Annotated in this window: 19 protein-coding genes; 8 read left to right on the top strand and 11 right to left on the bottom strand. The window is 56.0% G+C overall.

From position 1 onward, the window contains the following. The first annotated feature begins 234 nt into the window (after positions 1–234). Positions 235–783 (top strand): PadR family transcriptional regulator, encoded by a 549-nt coding sequence (locus C0560_RS17800; RefSeq protein WP_231275955.1) that lies wholly within the window; start codon positions 235–237, stop codon positions 781–783. Here C0560_RS17800 and C0560_RS17805 read toward each other — a convergent pair. Beyond that, the gene (locus tag C0560_RS17805) at positions 780–2,339 is read right to left on the bottom strand and encodes a methyl-accepting chemotaxis protein (RefSeq protein ID WP_123428871.1); all 1,560 of its coding nucleotides are present in this window, start codon (positions 2,337–2,339) and stop codon (positions 780–782) included. The two genes, C0560_RS17800 and C0560_RS17805, sit on opposite strands and share 4 nt — an antisense overlap. Before the next feature lie 341 nt (positions 2,340–2,680). Then, positions 2,681–4,201 carry a PAS domain-containing methyl-accepting chemotaxis protein gene (locus tag C0560_RS17810; protein ID WP_123428308.1) on the bottom strand — a complete coding sequence of 507 codons (1,521 nt, stop codon included), beginning with the start codon at positions 4,199–4,201 and terminating at the stop codon, positions 2,681–2,683. 435 nt (positions 4,202–4,636) lie between these two features. Between C0560_RS17810 and ygjG the strand changes: the two genes are divergently transcribed. Continuing rightward, complete coding sequence (gene ygjG / locus C0560_RS17815; protein WP_181826894.1) at positions 4,637–6,016, top strand: putrescine aminotransferase; 1,380 nt, start codon at positions 4,637–4,639, stop codon at positions 6,014–6,016. A gap of 85 nt (positions 6,017–6,101) precedes the next feature. Here ygjG and lsrG read toward each other — a convergent pair whose 3' ends face one another. From lsrG to lsrA, 6 genes are read right to left on the bottom strand one after another with little or no spacing between them, the layout of a single operon-like run. Beyond that, positions 6,102–6,395: a (4S)-4-hydroxy-5-phosphonooxypentane-2,3-dione isomerase gene (lsrG, locus tag C0560_RS17820; protein WP_123428306.1), complete on the bottom strand. Its 294-nt coding sequence runs from the start codon at positions 6,393–6,395 to the stop codon at positions 6,102–6,104. Then, positions 6,392–7,279, bottom strand: coding sequence for a 3-hydroxy-5-phosphonooxypentane-2,4-dione thiolase (lsrF, locus tag C0560_RS17825; RefSeq protein WP_100778830.1), 888 nt, complete (start codon positions 7,277–7,279; stop codon positions 6,392–6,394). Before lsrF ends, lsrG begins: the two co-directional genes overlap by 4 nt. 11 nt (positions 7,280–7,290) lie before the next feature. Further along, positions 7,291–8,292 (bottom strand): autoinducer 2 ABC transporter substrate-binding protein LsrB, encoded by a 1,002-nt coding sequence (gene lsrB, locus C0560_RS17830; protein ID WP_100778829.1) that lies wholly within the window; start codon positions 8,290–8,292, stop codon positions 7,291–7,293. Further along, complete coding sequence (lsrD, locus tag C0560_RS17835; protein WP_123428304.1) at positions 8,289–9,272, bottom strand: autoinducer 2 ABC transporter permease LsrD; 984 nt, start codon at positions 9,270–9,272, stop codon at positions 8,289–8,291. The genes lsrB and lsrD overlap by 4 nt, the downstream gene beginning before the upstream one ends. Next, on the bottom strand, positions 9,273–10,304 hold the full coding sequence (lsrC, locus tag C0560_RS17840) for an autoinducer 2 ABC transporter permease LsrC (RefSeq protein ID WP_248859201.1): 1,032 nt from the start codon (positions 10,302–10,304) through the stop codon (positions 9,273–9,275). It lies immediately after the preceding gene. Beyond that, positions 10,301–11,788, bottom strand: coding sequence for an autoinducer 2 ABC transporter ATP-binding protein LsrA (gene lsrA / locus C0560_RS17845; protein ID WP_248860303.1), 1,488 nt, complete (start codon positions 11,786–11,788; stop codon positions 10,301–10,303). Before lsrA ends, lsrC begins: the two co-directional genes overlap by 4 nt. A gap of 217 nt (positions 11,789–12,005) precedes the next feature. Here lsrA and lsrR point away from each other — a divergent pair, with 217 nt between their 5' ends. Both lsrR and lsrK read left to right on the top strand, forming a co-directional pair. Next, a complete protein-coding gene (gene lsrR, locus C0560_RS17850; RefSeq protein WP_100778825.1) occupies positions 12,006–12,977 on the top strand; it encodes a transcriptional regulator LsrR in 972 nt (323 codons plus the stop codon). 33 nt (positions 12,978–13,010) lie between these two features. Further along, complete coding sequence (gene lsrK / locus C0560_RS17855) at positions 13,011–14,591, top strand: autoinducer-2 kinase (RefSeq protein ID WP_248859203.1); 1,581 nt, start codon at positions 13,011–13,013, stop codon at positions 14,589–14,591. Between the two features lie 32 nt (positions 14,592–14,623). On the opposite strand, the gene C0560_RS17860 is transcribed toward lsrK, so the two are convergent. After that, a complete protein-coding gene (locus tag C0560_RS17860) occupies positions 14,624–15,091 on the bottom strand; it encodes a DUF943 family protein (RefSeq protein ID WP_248859205.1) in 468 nt (155 codons plus the stop codon). Beyond that, positions 15,088–15,936 carry a YPO3983 family protein gene (locus C0560_RS17865; RefSeq protein ID WP_248859207.1) on the bottom strand — a complete coding sequence of 283 codons (849 nt, stop codon included), beginning with the start codon at positions 15,934–15,936 and terminating at the stop codon, positions 15,088–15,090. The genes C0560_RS17860 and C0560_RS17865 overlap by 4 nt, the downstream gene beginning before the upstream one ends. A 262-nt stretch (positions 15,937–16,198) precedes the next feature. Between C0560_RS17865 and C0560_RS17870 the strand changes: the two genes are divergently transcribed. Continuing rightward, a complete protein-coding gene (locus tag C0560_RS17870; RefSeq protein ID WP_248859208.1) occupies positions 16,199–18,220 on the top strand; it encodes an NADPH-dependent 2,4-dienoyl-CoA reductase in 2,022 nt (673 codons plus the stop codon). A gap of 58 nt (positions 18,221–18,278) precedes the next feature. On the opposite strand, the gene rlmG is transcribed toward C0560_RS17870, so the two are convergent. Further along, positions 18,279–19,415, bottom strand: a complete 1,137-nt coding sequence (gene rlmG, locus C0560_RS17875) for a 23S rRNA (guanine(1835)-N(2))-methyltransferase RlmG (RefSeq protein ID WP_107702790.1) — start codon at positions 19,413–19,415, stop codon at positions 18,279–18,281. A gap of 84 nt (positions 19,416–19,499) precedes the next feature. Here rlmG and C0560_RS17880 point away from each other — a divergent pair, with 84 nt between their 5' ends. The 3 genes from C0560_RS17880 to C0560_RS17890 all read left to right on the top strand — a co-directional run bounded on the left by C0560_RS17880 (position 19,500) and on the right by C0560_RS17890 (position 22,315). Beyond that, positions 19,500–20,003 (top strand): M48 family metallopeptidase, encoded by a 504-nt coding sequence (locus C0560_RS17880; protein WP_107702789.1) that lies wholly within the window; start codon positions 19,500–19,502, stop codon positions 20,001–20,003. A 70-nt stretch (positions 20,004–20,073) separates the two neighbouring features. Continuing rightward, complete coding sequence (locus tag C0560_RS17885; RefSeq protein ID WP_123428293.1) at positions 20,074–21,072, top strand: Gfo/Idh/MocA family protein; 999 nt, start codon at positions 20,074–20,076, stop codon at positions 21,070–21,072. A 274-nt stretch (positions 21,073–21,346) separates the two neighbouring features. Continuing rightward, positions 21,347–22,315, top strand: a complete 969-nt coding sequence (locus C0560_RS17890; protein ID WP_100778817.1) for a TerC family protein — start codon at positions 21,347–21,349, stop codon at positions 22,313–22,315. Positions 22,316–22,321: the final 6 nt, after the last annotated feature.

The following is a 22,321-nucleotide window of genomic DNA, read 5'->3' on the forward strand; positions in this document are numbered from 1 at the left end:
TTTATGCCTTCGTGAAGTGAATACGATATATCTAAATTAATTTTAAATGATAATGATTGCTAACAAACGAGATTGCAAGTCTTTTTTTGATATAGCTATCACAAGGATTTCTCGCTACACCAATTCATAATTAAATTACATAAATTCATATAGATATCACAAACACAGAAAACAACATTGCTAATCCGATAACTTTAGATATAAATTAGATATATCAAATTAAGGAGAAAACCGATGCGACATTCCCACGACGATTTCGATAGAGACCATCACCATCATGGCCGCGGCTCAGACCATCACGGCGGCGGCGGTGGACGACGTCAGCGCTTCTTCGGCCACGGCGAGCTACGCCTGGTGATTCTGGAGATTCTGACCCGTAACGCCAGCCACGGCTACGAACTGATTAAAGAGATTGAGAGCATGACTCAGGGGAACTACACCCCCAGCCCGGGCGTGATCTATCCGACCCTCGATTTCTTGCAGGATCAGGCGTTTATTACCATTTCGGAAGAGGAAGGCGGGCGCAGGAAGATTGCGATCACCGTTGCCGGGCAGCAATGGCTTGACGAAAATCAGGAACATCTGGAACACATTCAGGCACGTATTAAAGCGCGCTGCGTGGGCTTCCAGCTGCGTAAAAACCCGCAGATGAAGCGGGCGCTGGATAATTTCAAAGCGGTTCTCGACCTGAGAGTGAATCAGGGGGAGATCAGCGACGCGCAGCTCAAACAGATCATCGGCGTGATCGACCGCGCGGCGCTGGAGATCTCCCAGCTGGATTAAGCCAGCACGTCCTCGCGCACGCGGAACACTTTTACCAGCTCTTTCAGGTGCATCGCCTGATCGTTAAGCGAGGCCGCTGCCGCTACCGACTCCTCCACCAGGGCAGAGTTCTGCTGGGTGGTGGAGTCAATCAGGCCAATCGCGCTGTTAATTTGCGAGATGCCTTCCGTCTGCTCGTGGCTCGCCTGACGGATCTCACGCAGAATGACGTCCATCTCCTCCACGTTCCCGACCATGCCGTTAATCAGCCCGCTCGCTTTTTCCACCAGGTTCATCCCGTCCTGGGTCTGACTGGTTGAGCTTTCGATCAGTTGGCGGATCTCGCTGGCAGACGAAGCGCTTTTCTGCGCCAGCTGGCGCACTTCTCCGGCCACCACCGCAAAACCGCGCCCATGCTCACCGGCACGCGCCGCCTCAACTGCTGCGTTCAGCGCCAGAATATTCGTCTGGAAGGCAATCGCATCGATCAGGTTGATGATATCCGACATGCGGTTAGAGGTTTCGTTAATCAGGCGCATTTTCTGCGTCACCTGCTTCATCATCTCGCCGTTGTTTTTCACCACGCTCGCCGCATCAGCGGAGAGGTTCGTCGCCTCACCCGTATGTGCCGCAGTATTTTTCACCGTAGCGGTGATCTGTTCCATCGAAGCCGCAGTTTGTTCTACGGAACTGGCCTGCTCTTCGGTACGCGCCGCCAGATCCTGGTTCCCCGCCACAATCTGCGCCGCCGCGCTGGAGATATTTTCCGAGCCAGACTGCACCTGCTGCACAATTTCCAGTAAACGGGTTTTCATCTCCATCAGGGCATGCAGCAACAAGCCTGTTTCGTCTTTCGTGCGGGTGGTGATGTTGCGGGTTAAATCGCCTTCAGCAATGGCTTCAGCAAACGCCACCGCCTCGCCCAGCGGACGGGTAATGGATCGCACGATAAACCAGCCAATCGTACTGCCGATCAGCACGCTAAACGCGGTGAGGATCACCAGCAGCAAGCGGTTGGTGTTGAAATCGCCGTCCACCTGCTTTCCGGCGCTTTGCATTTCGCTGTTTTGCACCGCGATCAGCTCCTGCACTTTGGCCTTGTAAGCCTGTTGCAGATCCACGGTGTGGGTCATCATCTCCTGGATCGCCCCCGCGCGGTCGTTGTTCTGCACGGCCTGCAAAATCCGATAGCGGGAGTCGAGATACTGCTGACGCACGTCGCGGATGCCGGTCAGGATCTGTTGCGATTTTGCGTCTTTCAGGGAGTTATTCAGGTCAGTCAGAATGACGGTAATCTGTTCGCTGATCGCTTTCAGCCGCTGCTGCGACTGGGCAGCATACTTGCCCTGCTCATCCAGCAGCATGAGCTGTTGAGTGCTAACAAATTCCTGGAAGTTATCAATTAACTGATTGGCTTTTACCGTCGTCGGGTAATCGTGGGTAATGATGGTTTGCATCCCGTTATTTGCCCGATTAAGGCTCAGGAGCGACAGGCTGGCACTCACCACCATCAGAACAATTAAGAATCCAAAGGCCAGAAATAATTTTGTGCCGATCTTTACGTCATGTAAGAACATATATACTCCATCGATGTGATTATTTCTCAGACGATCAGCGTTATCGGTAACTTTCACGCTAACTTTATGACTTTGATCGTTTTTATATTTCATAACCACTGCAATGGATAGGCTGAATCTATTAATAACGCGCCATCGATCGTTACTTAACCGTCAGACAGGTGATTTTTGAAATAGCGTTGGGGTAAATTGGCTTAGGTGGGGATAAATAACTGAGTCAATTACTTTAGTTATTTAATATAAAATTAACATTTCAGCGTAAATATAATTACAACGCCGGGAATAAAAAAGCCCGCTTATTTCAGCTGAAACAAGCGGGCTTTTTCTTGAACGTTACTGAATCAATGAAGAACCGTGACCGCATCTTCCAGACGTCCGGCGCGGTGCTTCACCATCGCCGAGACGCGGGCGCTCTCTTCCACCAGATCGGCGTTTTTCTGCGTGATGTCATCCAGTTCGGCAACCGCACGGGTCAGATCAGACAGACCGGTCGCCTGCTCGGAGGTCGAGTGGCTGATCTGGGCAATCAGGCGCGTCACGTTTTGCACCTGCTCCACGATGTCGTCCATGGTGCGCCCGGCGGCGTGAACCTGATCGGAGCCCGACTGCACCTTGCTGGCGCTGGCATCAATCAGCTTGCGAATATCGTTGGCGGCGCTGGCGCTGCGGCTTGCCAGATGACGCACCTCTCCGGCCACCACGGCAAAGCCTTTACCCTGCTCGCCCGCACGCGCCGCTTCAACCGCCGCGTTCAGCGCCAGAATATTGGTCTGGAAGGCAATATCGTTGATAAGCTTGGTGATGGAGCCAATTCGCTGGGTGCTGTCGGCAATATCATCCATGGTTTTCACCACGGTCTGCATCGCGTGGCCCCCTTCCGCTGCCGCGTCACTCGCCACTATCGAGAGTTTATCGGCCGCCGCTGCGGTTTCAGAGTTGCTCTGCACCGACGCCGCCATCTGATTCATCGTCGTCACGGTCTGCTGCACATTCTCGACCGTCTGGCGGGTGCGATCGTTGAGATCTTCATTGCCCTTCGCCAGTCGGTCGCTGCCATCGCGCACACTTACCACCTGGCTGGAAACATCATTGATCAGCCAGCGGCACATCAGCCCCAGCTGTCCGACCGCGCGCAGGGTCAGCCCCAGCTCATCGCTGCGGTTCAGATGGTCAACGCTGTTACGCTCGCCGGTCGCCACTTTGAGCGCCTGACGCGCCACATTCTCTATCGGGCGCACGATTTGCTGCTCGAACAGGAGAGTGCCCAGCAGCATCACCAGCGCGCTCGCGCCCAGCGCCGCCCAGCTCGCATGAGTGGCAATAAGCGTGGCAGCCAGTGCCACAAACAGGCCTGCCATCACGCCACGCACCCGCCAGCGCAGCGGCATCGCCGGTAATTTCCCGCGCCAGCCCTTACTCACCACCAGCCCTTTATGTACACGTTTATTGCAGCGCCCTTCGTTCAGGGCTTTATACAGCGGTTCGACTGCGGCGATCTCCTCCGCCGTGGCTCGGGTGCGAATCGACATGTAGCCCGTCACCTCTCCGCCGCGCACCATCGGCACGGCGTTGGCGCGCACCCAGTAGTGGTCGCCATTCTTACGGCGGTTTTTCACAATTCCACTCCATGGCTCGCCCTGTTTCAGCGTGTACCACATATCGGCAAAGGCCGCTTTAGGCATATCCGGGTGGCGCACCAGATTGTGCGGCTGGCCCAGAAGTTCATCCAGTTGGTAGCCGCTCACTTTCACGAAGGTGTCGTTGGTGTGGGTCATGTGGCTGTGGAGATCGGTGGTGGACATGAGGGTGGTATCGTCGTTCAGAGGATATTCATTCTGAGTGACATACGGTTGAGCGGACATGATGGGCATCCCTTGCAGGTTATTTGAATGTTAATTTTGTGGGTTTATCTTTTTTCGGCGGTAAATAATTTATCTTTAGTTGTTAAATCCGATCGAGATCGCAAATTGCAGTTAAACCGCACTTTTTGTACGCATTTCTAATTGATTGATTTCAAATACTTTCGCAAAGAAATTACCCATAAATGCTCACCAGTTAACGCCTCCTTAAGTGGCAAACCATGCACTACAAGGGTGCAATTGACGAATTCCAGGGCAGTCGCCAGGCCAGATAGCCCAGCGGCAAAGCGCGTATCTTTTCGTCCGGCACGATTAAATTTTGCACAACATTATGTTGACCTGGCATTTATCCCGATTTTCGTTAAGTCACGGGAAGTGGCGTAATCCCTGCAATAATTAATTCAGTATCATGTGATACGCGATCCCCCGGAGCTCATTTTGAACAGGTTACCTTCCAGCGCCTCGGCTCTCGCCTGTACCGCGCACGCACTGAATCTCATCGAAAAGCGAACGCTTGACCATGAGGAGATGAAACAACTTAATCGAGAGGTGATTGATTACTTTAAAGAACATGTGAATCCGGGATTTTTAGAGTACCGAAAATCTGTTACCGCTGGCGGGGATTACGGAGCCGTAGAGTGGCAAGCGGGAAGTCTAAATACGCTTGTCGACACCCAGGGACAGGAGTTTATAGATTGCCTGGGTGGTTTTGGAATTTTCAACGTGGGGCACCGTAATCCAACTGTGGTTTCCGCCGTACAGAATCAACTCGAGAAACAACCCCTTCACAGCCAGGAGCTGCTCGACCCACTTCGCGCCATGCTTGCGAAAACGCTGGCAGCGTTAACGCCCGGCAAACTGAAATACAGCTTCTTCTGCAATAGCGGCACGGAGTCGGTCGAAGCGGCGCTGAAACTCGCCAAAGCGTACCAGTCGCCGCGCGGGAAATTTACCTTTATCGCGACCACGGGCGCGTTCCACGGCAAGTCGCTGGGCGCACTGTCGGCAACGGCAAAATCGACGTTCCGCAAACCCTTTATGCCGCTGCTGCCGGGTTTCCGCCACGTGCCTTTCGGTGATATCAACGCGATGCGTACCGTGCTCTCCGAGTGCCGTAAAACCGGCGACGACGTGGCTGCGGTGATCCTCGAGCCGATTCAGGGCGAAGGCGGAGTGATCCTGCCACCGCAGGGCTATCTGCCTGCGGTGCGTAAGCTGTGCGACGAGTTTGGCGCGCTGCTGATTCTGGATGAAGTGCAGACCGGAATGGGGCGCACCGGCAAGATGTTTGCCTGCGAGCATGAGAACGTGCAGCCGGATATCCTGTGCCTGGCGAAAGCCCTCGGCGGCGGCGTGATGCCGATTGGTGCCACCGTTGCCACCGAAGAGGTGTTCTCGGTGCTGTTCGATAATCCGTTCCTGCATACCACCACCTTTGGCGGTAACCCGCTGGCCTGTGCGGCCGCGCTGGCCACCATCAACGTGCTGCTGGAGCAGAATCTGCCCGCGCAGGCGGAGCAGAAAGGCGATATGTTGCTGGACGGTTTCCTGCAGTTAGGGCGTGAATACCCGGATCTGGTGCAGGATGCACGCGGCAAAGGGATGCTGATGGCCATCGAGTTTGTGGATAACGAAATCGGCTACAACTTCGCAAGCGAGATGTTCCGCCAGCGCGTGTTGGTGGCCGGAACGTTGAACAACTCGAAAACCATCCGTATCGAACCCCCGCTGACGCTGACCATTGAGCAGTGCGAGGCCGTATTAAAAGCGGCCCGCAAGGCGCTGGCGGCAATGAGGGTGAGTGTGGAAGAGGCGTAACGACCACTCTCTCGCCGGATAGCGCTGCACTTATCCGGCCTACGCAATCGGTAGGCCGGGTAAATCGCAGTGCCTCCGGCGATTTTTACGCCGGCATTAACCCGACAAAGCTCCGCTTCTTCCTCGGCTCCGACATCAGCGCTTCGAGTTTCTCCACGCAGGCCAGATAGTGCGGCGTTTTCTTATGTGCCAGCACCGCCTCTTCGTCTTTGTAAGCTTCGTAGATAAAGAACCGGGTTTTGACGCGCGGGTCCTGTAACACGTCAAAACGCAGATTTCCCGGCTCCTGAATGGCGCCCTCATGATTGGCGCGAAACATCTCCAGAAACTCATCCACGCGCTCCGGTTTAATATTGATTTCCACTAACGTCACATTCATTTCACCTCTCCCTGTTTCTCTTCCTGCCAGAACTGGAACGCCTCGCGGGCGCTCATGTTCTCGTGAACCACTTTCTTCACCGCCTTCAGCATCGCCAGCGGCGCGCTGGACTGGAAGATGTTGCGCCCCATATCCACGCCTGACGCCCCCTGATCGATGGCGCGGAAACACATCTCCAGCGCTTCGTGTTCGGGCAATTTTTTCCCCCCGGCGATCACAATCGGCACCGGACAGCTGGCGGTGACTTTTTCGAAGCCCTCTTCCACGAAATAGGTTTTGACGAACTGCGCGCCAATTTCGGCGGCAATACGGCTGGCGAGCGAGAAATAGCGCGCGTCACGGGCCATCTCTTTCCCGACGCCGGTCACTGCCAGGGTCGGAATGCCGTAGCGATTGCCCGCATCCACCAGCTTGATAATGTTATTGATAGACTGGTGCTCAAACTCGCTGCCGATATACACCTGCGCCGCCACCGCGCAGACGTTCAGGCGCAGCGCGTCCTCCATTGCCACCGCCACGCACTCGTTCGACAGCTCGCCCAGAATCGAGTTACCGCCCGACGCGCGCAGCACCACCGGTTTGTTGGTAGCTGGCGGAACGGTGCTTCGCAAAATCCCACGGGTACACATCAGCACGTCGGTTTCGGCAAACAGCGGAGCAATCGACAGGTCGATACGCTCAAGCCCGGTGGTCGGCCCCTGGAAATAGCCGTGGTCGAAGGCGAGCATCACGGTGCGGTTGCTTTTCGGGTTGAAGATGCGCGCAAGCCGGGATTGCATCCCCCAGTCCAGCGCGCCGCAGCCCTTCAGGGTAAAGGGCACGTTCTGCTGCGGCGTGCCGATACCGAAATCTTTTCCGTCTTTGATGTCATCTAAATCAGCCATGTTCTCCCCCGTCAGAAGTCGTATTTATCAATGTTCTCTTTGGTGAACACCACGCGCTCCGGCAGCAGCACGATGCCATTCCCCTTCGCCTCATACTGATAACCCTGCACGCTGTTAGGCTCGACTTTCAGCACGCCGATGCCTTTCACATCCACGCTGTCGCCCACGTTAAGATCGCCTTTTTTCAGCAAATGATCGGCGACATTGACCGCAATTTTGCCCTGCTGGACCACATCCCACAGGCCGAAGGCTTTTACCGTGCCGCGCTCGACGTACGGACGCATCACGTTCGGCGTACTAAAACCGACAATCGCCACCCCTTCGCGCTTGAGATTCTCCGCCGCCTGCGCCGCCGCTGGCAGCGCGTTAGCGTCCGGCGCGATGATCGCATCCAGATCCGGGTAGGCTTTTAAGATCCCCTCGGCGGTTTGCAGGGATTTGGTCGCGTCGTTATAGCCAAACTGGGTGGTGACGATTTGCCACTGCGGGTGGTCTTTCTCGATTTTGGCTTTCGCCTCTTTCACCCACTGGTTCTGGTCCGTCACGGTTGGGCTGGAGTAGAAGAACGCGACTTTGGCGTCCGGTTTCGTGACCTGTTTTCCGGCCATATCCACCAGCAGGCTGCCGAGCTGCTCCGGCGTACCCTGATTGATATAGATGCTGCGGCATTCGGGTTTAGTGTCGGAATCCCAGGTCAGCACTTTCACGCCGCGCTGCATCGCGCGTTTGAGCGCCGGGCAGAGTCCGTCCGGCGATACGGCGGAGACGATAATGGCGTTGAAGCCCTGGTTAACGAAGTTGTTGATGAGCTGCACCTGGCCGGAGACGCTCGGTTCGGTCGGGCCATCGTAGGTAACGTCCACGCCCAAATCTTTACCCGCCTCTTTTGCGCCGTTCCCGCCGCTGGTAAAGAAGCCGACGCCCACCAGTTTAGGAATGAACGCAATCCGTTCGGCGGCCTGCGCCGAGGCAAAGCTTAACGCCATCGCCAGGACTATCAGTTTTGTTTTCATCTTACGCTCCGGGTATGTTTTGTGAGAAGAGTGCGCAGCCATTCACGGTGCAGACTCAGCGAACGTCCCATCACCACCACAACCAACAGCGCCCCTGACAGCGCGCTCGACACCTGGTTGGGGATGCCGACCATCTGTAAACCCTGTTGCAGATACCCCACCAGCAATGCCGCCAGCGCTGTACCCACAACCGAACCTGAACCGCCATAAATATTCGCCCCGCCGAGCACCGCCGCCGTGAGCGCGGGCATCAGCAGATCGCGCCCCAGATCGGAGCGCGCCGAGCCGAAATAGGAGACCATCACCAGCGCGGCGATCGCCGACGCCACGCCCACCAGCCCGTACAACGCATACGGCATCCCGTTCACCGACAGGGCGGCGTAGCGCGCCGCACGCGGGTTTTGCCCAATCAAAAACAGGTGCCGACCAAAGCGCCCGCGATGGGTGATCAGCCAGAAGAAGAAGGAAATCACCGCGAACAACACCAGCGGAATCGGCAGGCCGAACAGCGTCAGATTGGCGAAGGCGGTAAAGCTGTCCGGGAAGCCGCCGATGCCTTCGTAGCCGGTCGCGCCTGCCATGCCGGAGAGCAGCAGCGCCCCGCCGCCGTAGAGGTAGAGCGTACCGAGGGTAATCACCAGCGGGCTGATGCCGGTGTAGTGGATCAGCGCCGCGTTAAACAGGCCACACAGCAGGCCGAGTACCAGCGTGAGCGGTATCGCCAGCGTCATGGGCCAGCCGGCCTGCATCATCACGCCCAGCGCAATCGCGCACAGGCCAATGGTCGATCCGAGCGAAATATCAATCCCGCCGCTGATGATCACCAGCGTCAGCGGCAGCGCCACAATACCGATGCAGATGAAATCGCTGGTGCTGAACAGCAGCATGTTGATATCCAGCATCCGTGGGTTGATGGCCCCGAACAGCAGGATCTCCAGCACCAGTAAAATCAGCAGCGCGCTTTCCCAGTTAAGCTTCATTTACGCCACCTCTTTTTTGCGTTTCGGAAACGGGGTGACGTGCTTTCCCCCTTTGTTGCCGGGCTGGAAACGGCTGTACTTCAGCGCGCGCTGATGACGCGCCAGCGCCTGACGCAGGCGCCCGTCGAGGACCAGCACACCGAGCAAGACCAGCCCGGCGATAAAGTCATTCCACCAGGCCGGGAGCTTGAACAGCACCAGCACGGTGTCGATTTGCGTGAGGAAGAAGGCGCCGAGAAACGCGCCAATCAGGGTCCCGGTTCCGCCGAGAAGGGAGATTCCGCCCAGCACGCAGGCGGCGATGGCTTTCATCTCCAGCCCGCTGCCGGTCTGGTTCGGTACAAAACCGATCTGCGACGCAAAGACGATCCCGGCGCAGGCGGCCAGCACGCCGTTGAGGGTAAACGCGATCATCCGGGTGCGGTTCACCGCCACGCCGAGCTGACGCGCAGCGGCCAGGTTATCGCCCACGGCATAAAAATCACGGCCTGACGCGGTGCGCGACAACGTCCACGCGCCAATCAGCGCCAGAAACAGCACCACCATACCCAGCGGCGAAACACCGACGGCGACGGGTTCCGACAGGGCTTTCAGGCTCGACGGTAATCCTTCGATCCACTTCCCGCCGGTCCACAGCAGCATCGTCCCGCGATATAGCCCCAGCGTGCCGAGAGTGGCGACAATCGCCGGAATACGCAGCCCAACCACCAGCAGGCCGTTAAAGGCCCCGGCCAGCGCGCCAATGGCGACCGCAAAAAGCATCGACACCGGCAGGCTGTAGCCGTTGTTGAGCGCCACGCCGACGGCAATCGCACACAGCCCGACCGTCGAGCCAACCGACACATCAATGTTGCGCGTCAGCATCACCAGCGTCGCGCCGAGGGCCAGCAGGATCAGGATTTGCGAACTGGCGAAAATCATCCCCAGCGTCTGAAAGCTCAAATACGCCGGATTGAGCGCCACCAGTACGCCGAACAGCGCCAGAATGGCGAGAAAGGCGCTCAGCTCGCGGTTCTTCAGTAACGTCTTCATGATTGTCCTCCAAAGGCCAGCGCCATCATCCGATCGAGGCTGACGGCGTGGCGCGGCAGTTCACCGCTGAGCACGCCCTGATGCATCACCAGCACGCGGTCGGCGAGACCCGGAAATTCATCGAGATCGCTGGAGATCATCAGCACCGCCACGTTCTGCGCCGCCACGCTTTTGATCAGCTGATAAATGTCCGCACGCGCCGAAACATCGACGCCGCGCGTCGGCTCATCCACGATCAGCAGCAGCGGATTGGCTTCCAGACAGCGGGCCAGCAGCACCTTCTGCTGATTGCCACCGGAGAGCGTGCGCACGGTTTGATCCGGGTGGTTGAGCTTGATCCCAAGCGCCCGGTGGTAACGCTCCACCACCGCCGCTTCCCGCTTGCGCTGCTGCCAGAGAGACGGCTCGTTCAGCGCCACGGTGTTCCAGCGGATCGGCGCATCGAGAAACAATCCGGAAACCTGCCTGTCCTCCGGGAGATAGACCAGCCCTTTGGCGAGACGCGACAGGACGGAATCGCCGCCGATCTCCTGGTTCTCAAGCCAGATCCGCCCGCCGCGTGCGGGTCGCAGCCCGTAGAGCGTCTCCGCGAACTCGGTGCGCCCGGATCCCACCAGCCCGGCGAGGCCGACGATCTCCCCGGCGTAGATCTCGACATTGAGATCGATAAAGCCTTCGCCCGTCAGATCTTCCACCCGCAGCACCGGGAAATCCTGCGCCTGCGTGCGGCGATTGCCCGGCAGCGCCAGCCACAGTTTTTGCGTGTCGCTTAAGGCGTGCTCGCGGCTGACCGGCGTCATGGCGGCGATTAAGGCGCTGTCGTCATAGGCCGAGGTTTCGCCGCTCAACACTACCGCCCCGTCACGCATCACCGAGATGTGGCTGGCGAGCTGGCGGATCTCCGGCAATTTATGAGAGATAAACACGATGCCGACCCCGAGATCCTGTAATGCGCGGATCTGGCGGAACAGGCGTTCCGTCTCCCCCGGCGTGAGTGAAGCGGTCGGTTCATCGAGGATCAGGATCTTCGCCTCGCGCATTAATCCGCGCAGGATCTCCACCATCTGCTGATCTGCCACTTCGAGGGTGCTGGCAGCGGCGTCGAGATTCAGCTGACACTGCAGCTGCTGGAGTTTGTCGGCGAGGCGTTTTTCGTGTTGCGTTCCGCGCGGCAGACGAAAGAGGATGTTTTCGCGCACGGTGAGATTGGGAAACAGCATCGGCTCCTGCGGCACCAGGTAGATCCCCAGCTGGTGTGCCTGGCCGGGCTTGAGGCGCGCAAATGGCTTGCCTTCAACATAAAGTTCACCGCAGTCGGGCGTTTCCACCCCGGCGATTATTTTCATCAGCGTCGATTTTCCCGCGCCGTTGCCGCCCATCAGAGCATGGACCTGACCGGATAGCAGCGTGAAATCAATGCCTTTCAGCACCAGTACGCCGGAGAACTGCTTGTGGATATCACGCGCTTCGATCAGGACTGTCATCATCGCTCCGCTATTGAACAAATGATTTTTTGATTTAATAATGTTCAAAAGCGTAGACGGTGAACTATATTTACAACCGTGCAGGGATCACAGTTTTATCGATTCAGATCCTGATAACTCTGCGTTGTTTCTTTAAAGATCCGTTTTGCCGCGTGGCTCACACTTTCTGCCCGCGTCTGAGCGAACATATGATCTAAATTTTTATAAGAGTTCAAATATGGGCGATAAACGCACTGCCGAAGAGAGTCGATTTGCCGGACTGGCGCTGGCAGAGGAAGAACTGGTCGCCAGGGTGGCGTGGTGTTACTACCACGACGGCCTGACGCAGAACGATATTGGCGAGCGCTTAGGGCTGCCGCGCCTGAAGATCTCCCGTTTACTGGAAAAAGGGCGTCAGTCCGGGGTGATCCGCGTACAGATAAATTCCCGCTATGAGGGGTGTCTGGCGCTGGAGACTGAGCTGCAGCAGCGCTTTAACCTGAAAATGGTTCGCGTGGTGCCAGCTCTGAATACTGCGCCGATGAACGTGCGGCTGGGGATTGGCGCAGCGCAGTCGCTGATGGGGTTACTGGAACCGGGACAGCTGCTGGCGGTGGGATTTGGTGAAGCAACCATGAGCTGCATTCAGCACTTAAGCGGCTTTATTAGCTCACAGCAGGTGCGGCTGGTGACGCTTTCCGGCGGCGTGGGCCCTTATATGACCGGCATCGGTCAGCTGGATGCGGCCTGTAGCATCAGCATGATCCCGGCCCCGCTGCGGGTTTCATCGGCAGACGTTGCCGGCATTTTAAAACGCGAAGCCAGCGTGCGGGACGTGATCCTCGCCGCCACCGCCGCCGACGCCGCCGTGGTGGGTATTGGCTCCGTGAATCAGCGCCGTGACGCCACCATTTTGCGCTCGGGCTATATCAGCGAAGGCGAGCAGCTCATGTATGCGCGCAAAGGCGCGGTCGGCGACATCCTCGGCTATTTCCTCAATGCCGCAGGCGAACGGGTGCCCGACCTGGAGATTCATCAGGAATTGCTCGGCGTCACGCTCGATGAACTGGCGCAGTTGCCAACCATCGTCGGCGTGGCCGGAGGGGAAGAGAAAGCAGATGCGATTTACGCCGCACTGAAAGGTCGCCTTATTAATGGCCTGGTGACGGAAGAGACGACAGCCCGCGCGGTGCTTGCCCTGGCGAAATAAGCCACGTGCCCCGTGCCAACACGAGGCAAGCTCATGAGTTACCTTTTAGCGTTAGATGCAGGGACGGGAAGCGTTCGCGCCGTTGTATTTGATTTGCAGGGCAACCAGGTCGCCGTCGGCCAGGCGGAGTGGAAACACCTGAGCGTGGAGAACGTGCCAGGCTCGATGGAGTTCGATCTCGACACCAACTGGCGGCTGGCCTGCCAGTGCATTCATCAGGCGCTGGAGCGCGCGCACCTGAGCGCAGCGGATATCCAGTCCGTCGCCTGCTGTTCGATGCGCGAGGGGATCGTGCTTTACGACCGCAACGGCGATGCCATCTGGGCCTGCGCTAACGTCGATGCCCGCGCCAGCCGGGAAGTGGCTGAACTCAAAGAGATCCATGACTACCGTTTTGAATCCGAAGTGTATGACGTCTCCGGCCAGACGCTGGCCCTGAGCGCCATGCCGCGTCTGCTGTGGCTGGCGCACCATCGTCCGGATATCTATCGCAAGGCGGCGACCATCACCATGATCAGCGACTGGCTGGCGGCGAAGCTTTCGGGCGAGCTGGCGGTGGATCCTTCCAATGCAGGCACTACCGGGATGCTCGATCTCTTCAGCCGCGACTGGCGCCCTGCTCTGCTGGATATGGCCGGGCTGCGGGCCGATATTCTCTCCCCTGTCAAAGAGACGGGCACGGTGCTGGGAGCGGTGACCCGCGAAGCGGCGCAACAGAGTGGGCTGCGCGAAGGCACGCCGGTGGTAATGGGCGGTGGCGACGTGCAACTGGGCTGTCTGGGGCTGGGCGTGGTCCGCGCCGGGCAAACCGCGGTGCTGGGCGGAACGTTCTGGCAGCAGGTGGTGAATTTGCCGCAGGTGCGTACCGATCCGGAGATGAATATTCGCGTTAATCCGCACGTGATACCCGGTATGGTGCAGGCGGAATCCATTAGCTTCTTCACCGGGCTGACGATGCGCTGGTTCCGCGACGCGTTTTGCGCTGAAGAGAAACTCATTGCCGAGCGGATGGGGATGGACACTTACGCCCTGCTTGAAGAGATGGCAGCCCGTGTTCCGGCGGGATCGCACGGCGTGATGCCGATCTTTTCCGATGCGATGCATTTTAAGCAGTGGTACCACGCCGCACCGTCGTTTATTAATCTCTCCATCGATCCGGAAAAATGCAATAAAGCCACGCTGTTCCGCGCGCTGGAAGAGAATGCGGCGATTGTCTCCGCCTGTAATCTGGCGCAGATTTCGCACTTTTCCGGGGTAAAGTTTGAGAGCCTGGTGTTTGCAGGCGGCGGCGCAAAAGGCGCGCTCTGGAGCCAGATTTTAAGCGACGTCACCGGACTGCCGGTGCGCGTGCCGGAAGTCAAAGAGGCGACCGCGCTGGGCTGCGCCATTGCAGCAGGCACCGGTGCCGGGTTGTATGCCGATATGGCATCGACGGGGGAAAAACTGGTGCGCTGGAGCCGGGAATTTACCCCCAACCCAGAACACCGCGAACTGTACGACGGCATGATGCAGAAATGGCAGGCGGTGTACGCCGACCAGCTAGGGTTGGTCGACAGCGGGCTGACCACGTCGATGTGGCAGGCCCCGGGGCTTGTGCGGGCTGTTGCACCATAAAAACGGGCCGGATGGCGATGCGCTTATCCGGCCTACCTCTCTCTATGGCTATATTCAATTTTGCCTTCGTGAGTTAATTCATAATTATAAACTGCCCATTCAGAAGATATCTGAAAATTAATATTTTCATAGGGCCGTTCACTCATAACCATCGGATTATTTTTAATAATACAATTATGCTCCTTCTTTCCCATTGAAAAACACAACAGATCTTCCTTCGGGTTTTCTTTATAATTTGTAAACCCTTCACCTACATCCATAATATAATAAGAATGAGGAATACCATCGATTAAGGGATAATCATTCATTAATTTTTCCCTTCGTGATAAAAACCAACCAATTTTATCACTGTCAGCCCATGGTAAATGATCGACTACAACGAAGACCGAAGAATTGAAGTCAGAATAAACATGTAATATTTTAACTGGTCGAAGCGACCAAAGATTACACATTGCAATAATAACAAAAATGCCAATTAATCGCTTTTTTTTGTTTTTCATTGATAACTTCCAATTCTTGCAAACGCAGAAAAATTCGTAAAGAAAGGTCGAAAGGCGAAGTCTTTGTGCCGTTGAAGAAAGAACCAGATGCGAAAAAAACGGAACTGGCTATAAAATTCACTTTTAATATCAATACAATCAAGACCAAAGTGGTCCTGTGCCTCAAAGAGGATTTCAGCCTCCCATCCTATTGCATATTTTTCAATGAATAGAAGCGTTATCTTCTGAGCATGGATATCATGCACCGTTATTCCAAGACCATTAATGTTGTCTTGCACTTTATTGAATTTTGGTAAAATTGAATCATGAAGTGCTAATGCAATACTATCCTCGAGTGGTGTATATGCACTCCAGAAAAAACCAGCACCAGATTTATCCTCAATGGTGCTCTTTATTATTGATATTGAACTGTTAGGTTTTGGGTCATTCACACGGTTTTCGAACGCAACATTAAGAGATGTGCTATAAAAAGGTTTTCCATCACCATATCTAAAATGAGAGATCATCTCTTTAATTAGATGCTGATATTTTCCTATGCGCGAAAATTCATTTGAAAGTTCAGTCATTTCATTGAATAAAATATTTACGCATTCTTCGTGAGACACTTTTCTTCCATCGGAGGGGGTAGTGTACCCACCAAATATCGTTGGTACGTTCGGAACGTCGTAGCAAATTAGCCGATAAGGGTCCACCTGGCCTGAGATATCGTGCAACCCAAGTGATCTTAACTGCTGCTCATTCATATCCCCACATTGCATATCATCCGCAGAATAATCATTAAATGGGTTGATCGTTTTAAACAGAGTACAGGGACAATCTATTGATAATTTTGATGGATACTCCATTATGATTTCCTCCTTGAATAACAACAAGTTATCACCATTAAATGAAGTGCATTTAATCATGTTTTTCTAAAAAAAAAGTACCCAATCTCACATTCTGAATGTGCATTTGTATGTTGTTACAATACTTCCGAATGAGTGACGGCACTCCTAATCTTTGAATCCCATCACAATCATCACACGCCTCTTTTCCTCTTTTGCCCGCGAGTGGCTAAATTAGTAACTCATCCGACCACATAACAATAATTTTACACTGGAAGAGATTATGAGCCGCTATCCGTCGCTTTTTGCCCCCCTCGATCTGGGGTTTACTACGCTCAAAAACCGCGTGTTGATGGGCTCTATGCATACCGGTCTGGAGGAGCATCCTGACGGCGCAGAGCGTCTGGCGGCGTTTTACGCCGAACGTGCGCGTCACGGCGTGGCGCTGATTGTCACCGGCGGTGTCGCCCCTGCCCCCTCGGGTGTTGGCATGGAAGGCGGTGCGGTGTTGAACGATGCCAGCCAGTTGCCCCATCACCGGCTTGTCACCGATGCGGTGCACAAAGAGGGCGGTAAAATCGCCCTGCAGATCCTGCACACCGGGCGCTACAGCTATCAGCCGCATCTGGTGGCCCCTTCCGCCATACAGGCGCCGATTAATCGCTTTAAGCCGCACGCCCTCACCCACGAAGAGATCCTCGCCTTGATCGATGACTTCGCCCACTGCGCCGCGCTGGCGCGTGAAGCAGGCTACGATGGCGTTGAGATCATGGGCTCCGAAGGCTATCTGATTAACGAGTTTCTGGCCGCCCGTACGAACCAGCGCGACGACGAATGGGGCGGCGATTATCCCCGCCGGATGCGGTTTGCCGTGGAAGTGGTACGCGCCGTGCGCGAGCGCGCCGGGGCTGATTTTATTATCGTGTTCCGCCTGTCGATGCTCGATCTGGTCGAAGGCGGTGGCACATTCGAGGAGACCCTCCAGCTGGCGCAGGCCATCGAAGCGGCAGGCGCGACCATCATCAACACCGGCATCGGCTGGCACGAGGCGCGTATCCCTACGATTGCCACACCGGTCCCGCGCGCAGCGTTTAGCTGGGTAACGCGCAAACTGAAGGGCAAAGTGTCGATCCCGCTGGTCACCACCAACCGTATTAACGATCCGCAGGTTGCAGATGATGTGCTGGCAAAAGGCGATGCGGATATGGTGTCGATGGCGCGTCCGTTCCTCGCCGATGCCGAGCTGCTTTCCAAAGCGCAAAGCGGCCGCGCGGATGAGATCAATACCTGTATCGGCTGTAACCAGGCATGCCTGGATCAGATCTTCGTCGGTAAAGTCACCTCATGCCTCGTCAATCCGCGCGCCTGTCATGAAACCAAAATGCCGATTGTGCCTGCGGTGAAAACCAAACGACTGGCCGTGGTCGGCGCAGGCCCTGCGGGACTGGCGTTCGCAGTGAATGCCGCGTCGCGCGGCCATTCGGTGACGCTGTTTGACGCGCTGGCGGAGATCGGCGGGCAGTTTAATATCGCCAAACAGATCCCCGGCAAAGAGGAGTTTTATGAAACCCTGCGCTATTACCGCCGAATGATCGCCCTGACGGGCGTGGATCTGCGGCTTAATCAGTTTGTCCGCGCGGAGGATCTGGCGGCGTATGACGAAGTGATCCTCGCCAGCGGGATCGCCCCACGCACACCCGCGATCGAAGGGGTCGATCATCCAAAAGTGTTGAGTTATCTCGACGTGCTGCGCGACAAAGTTCCGGTCGGCGAACGGGTGGCAATTATCGGCTGCGGCGGCATCGGCTTTGATACGGCCATGTATTTAAGCCAGCCGGGCGAAGCGACCAGCCAGAACATCGCCGAGTTTTGCGTGGAATGGGGTATCGACACCAGCCTGAAACAGTCCGGTGGCCTGCGTCCGGAAGGACCGCAGCTGCCGAAAAGCCCGCGCCAGATTGTGATGCTCCAGCGCAAAGCCAGCAAACCGGGCGATGGGCTGGGGAAAACTACCGGCTGGATCCATCGCGCGACGCTGCTTTCTCGCGGCGTGAAGATGATCCCGGCGGTGAGTTATCAGAAGATCGACGATGAAGGGCTGCATATCACTCTTGCGGGTGAACCGCAGGTGCTACGCGTGGATCATGTGATTTTATGTGCCGGGCAAGAGCCGAAACGCGATCTGGCCGATCCGCTGCGCGAGGCCGGGAAAACGGTGCATTTGATTGGCGGGTGCGATGTGGCGATGGAGCTGGACGCCCGGCGCGCGATTGCGCAGGGAACCCGTCTGGCGCTGGAAATCTAGGTCATGTACGCCCGGTAAACATAGCGCTACCGGGCATAATCGTCGCAGCAGGGCCAGCTTAGCGACGACGCCCCAGTTTCACGGCTTTCAGCACCACAAATTTGTTATTGGTGGCGACCGTAGAGCAGTTACCGAAGATCTTCTTCAGCTTGTGGAAGTAGTCGAGGTGGCGGTTCGCCACGATGTACAGTTCACCGTTAATTTTCAGGCAGCGACGCGCGTGGTGGAACATTTCCCAGGCCACGTTATCCGTGAGGGCATGTTTCTGGTGGAACGGCGGGTTGCACACCACCGCGTTAAAGCGGAATGGCTCGACGCCCGACAGCGCGTTGTTGATCATAAACTCGCAGCGATCCAACGCTTCCGGCATGTTGGTTTCAACGTTCAGGCGGCTTGAGGCCACGGCCATTGGCGATTCATCGGTGAAGATAACGCTGGCTTCCGGGTTTTTCTCAAGCAGAGTCAGGCCGACAACGCCGTTACCACAGCCGAGATCGACAATTTCGCCTTCCAGATTGTCCGGCAGATGTTCCAGGAAGAAGCGAGCGCCGATATCCAGCCCCGTGCGCGAGAAGACGTTCGCATGGTTGTGAATGGTCCAGTTGGTTCCTTCCAGCTTCCAGCTCAGGGTTTCTGGCGCGTCTTTTAGCTCAGGATTGCTGAATGTGCAGTTAATCAGACGGGCTTTTTTCCACGCCAGCGTCGTGGTGGTAGGACCCAGAACCTTTTCGAACAGCTCAAGAGTCGAGTTGTGAATATCACGCGCTTTGGCGCCCGCAATAATCCGCGTTTCCGGTGTCACCACATGACGCAGCGCGCGCAGCTGCTGCTCCAGCAGCGCTAACGTTTTAGGGATCTTGATCAGCACAACGCCCGGTGCTTGCGGGTACTCTGCCGTGCTGTCGAGGAACTTAACGCTCGATTCCGCAATCTCGTTGTGACGCAGGTTTTCACGCGTCGCAAGCTCGCTCAAATAGGAATCGCCGATGCTGTAAGGTGTGTGTTCGGCCAGCGCGCAACCCAGCGCACCAAAGGTGTCATTCAGGATCAGAACCGGGCCGACAATTTCAGTGTCATCCAACTGTTGCAGCAGATATTCATCCGCCGCTTCCCACGCCTGAAGCGGGTTAACGTCGTCCGTTTCCGGGAAACGTTTAAGATTGAGTGAACGGAAACCGTTGTCTAAGTGGCTCATCGGCCCTCCTGAGTGGTAAAATTTGGCGTTATCCCTGAAAAGGGTGCGTGAGTATACCCTTTTTATTATTCAGGTGGAGCGTTGATGAGCAATCTTAGTTATCTCCAGGGCTATCCGGAGAATTTACTTTCCCAGGTCCGCACCTTAATTGCCGAACAGCGCCTGGGCAGCGTTCTTGAAAAACGTTATCCAGGAACACACAGCTTCGCGACGGATAAAGCACTTTGGCAGTACACCCAGGATCTGAAAAGTCAGTTTCTGCGTAACGCCCCGCCCATCAATAAAGTGATGTATGACAACAAGATCCACGTGCTGAAAAACGCGCTGGGTTTGCACACCGCCGTGTCCCGCGTGCAGGGCGGAAAGCTGAAGGCCAAAGCCGAGATCCGCGTCGCCACCGTGTTTCGCAATGCCCCGGAGGCTTTTTTGCGGATGATCGTGGTGCATGAGCTGGCGCATCTGAAAGAAAAAGAGCACGACAAAGCCTTCTACGCCTTGTGCTGCCACATGGAACCGCAATACCACCAGCTGGAGTTTGATACGCGCCTGTGGCTTACGCATTTATCGTTAAAGAGTAATGAGGGTTAACGCACTGGTTTTGTCATGTGTGCGTGCTAAAGTGACAAAAGGTTCCCCGTTACGGAGTACGTGAACGTTTATGATACGTTTCGCAGTTATAGGCACGAACTGGATCACGCGCCAGTTCGTCGACGCCGCCCATGAAACCGGCAAATTCAAACTCACCGCCGTCTATTCCCGCAGCCTTGAACAGGCGCAGACTTTTGCTAACGATTATCCTGTCGAGCATCTGTTTACCTCCCTTGAGGAGATGGCGCAGAGCGATGCCATTGACGCGGTGTATATCGCCAGCCCGAATTCGCTTCACTCCCCACAAACACTGCAGTTCCTCGCCCACAAAAAACATGTGATTTGCGAGAAGCCACTGGCGTCCAATATTCAGGAAGTGGAAGCTGCCATTCAACTGGCGCGGGAAAACCAGGTGGTGCTGTTCGAAGCGTTTAAAACCGCCAGCCTGCCTAACTTCCTGCTGTTGCAGCAGTCATTGCCGAAGCTTGGCAAAGTGCGCAAAGCCTTTATCAATTACTGCCAGTACTCCTCGCGCTACCAGCGCTATCTCGACGGCGAAAACCCTAATACCTTTAATCCGACCTTCTCGAACGGCTCGATTATGGATATTGGCTTTTACTGTCTGGCCTCTGCGGTGGCCCTGTGGGGCGAGCCGCACGGCGTGATCGCGACCGCCAGCCTGCTCGACAGCGGTGTCGATGCTCATGGCGTCGTGGTGCTGGATTACGGCGATTTCAGCGTCACGCTCCAGCACTCCAAAGTCAGTGATTCTGTGCTGCCGAGTGAGATTCAGGGCGAAAATGGCGCACTGGTGGTTGAGAAGATCTCGGAGTGTCAGAAAGTCAGCTTTATCGCGCGTGGCGGTAAGGCCCAGGAGCTGACGCAGCCTCAGCATATTAACACTATGCTGTATGAGGCAGAGGTGTTCGCACGTCTGGTAGAGACCAATGAAGTGAACCACCCAGGGCTTGCCGTGAGCCGCACGACGGCGAAACTGCAGACCGAAATCCGCCGTCAAACCGGCGTGGTGTTCCCTGCGGATGACGTGAGCACGACAGCGCTCGCGTAAAGCTGTGTAATAGAATCGTTAAGGGCATTGACGAAAACCGTGTCCTGACATATTTTGTTACCTGCAAAGGGGAGTAACTTCATTGCCGGTGGGTCGTCATTACGATGCGTGCAATACCGCATCCGGTCGCCGGGCAACGAAAAAGAGTCACGAAACGTGTTCTTTTTGGTTGTAAGTGAGACCTTGCCGGAAGGCGAGGTCCCTGCATAAATAACGCAACGGCTATCGTCTTCTGACGTTGGCCGTTTTTGTTTTTATGGAAGGAAAAATCTCTATGCACTCTGTCGGCACTCCAATGTTATGGGGCGGTTTCGCAGTCGTGGTGGTCATCATGCTGGCGATCGACCTCTTTTTACAGGGCCGTCGCGGCGCACATGGCATGACCATGAAACAGGCCGCGGCCTGGTCGCTGGTGTGGGTTACGCTCTCTCTGCTGTTCTGCGCCGCGTTCTGGTGGTATCTGGCATCAACGGAAGGCCGCGCGGTGGCCGACCCGCAGGCGCTGGCCTTCCTCACGGGCTATCTGATTGAAAAAGCCCTCGCCGTTGATAACGTCTTTGTCTGGCTGATGCTGTTCAGCTATTTTGCGGTGCCTGCTGCGTTGCAGCGTCGCGTGCTGGTCTACGGCGTGCTGGGCGCGATTATTCTGCGTACGGTGATGATCTTTGCCGGTAGCTGGCTGATTACGCAGTTCGAATGGCTGCTGTATGTCTTCGGCGCGTTCCTGCTCTTCACCGGTGTGAAAATGGCGCTGGCGAAAGAGGATGAAACGGGGATTGGCGAGAAGCCGCTGGTGAAATGGATCCGTGGGCATCTGCGCATGACCGACACCATCGACAACGAGCACTTTTTCGTGCGTAAGAACGGCCTGCTGTTTGCCACGCCGCTGCTGCTGGTGCTGATTCTGGTTGAACTGAGCGACGTGATCTTCGCGGTCGACAGTATTCCGGCTATCTTCGCGGTGACCACCGACCCGTTCATCGTCTTGACGTCTAACCTGTTTGCGATCCTCGGTCTGCGTGCGATGTACTTCCTGCTGGCCGGTGTGGCGGAGCGCTTCTCGATGCTGAAATACGGGCTGTCGATCATCCTGGTGTTTATCGGTATCAAGATGCTGATCGTCGATTTCTACCATATCCCGATCGCCGTCTCGCTGGGCGTAGTGTTTGGTATTCTGGCGCTGACGCTGATCATTAACGCCTGGGTTAACCACCAAAACGATAAGAAACAACAGGCGCAGTAAGTGCGC

The organism is Lelliottia sp. AC1 (assembly GCF_023278595.1).
Taxonomy (GTDB): domain Bacteria; phylum Pseudomonadota; class Gammaproteobacteria; order Enterobacterales; family Enterobacteriaceae; genus Enterobacter; species Enterobacter nimipressuralis.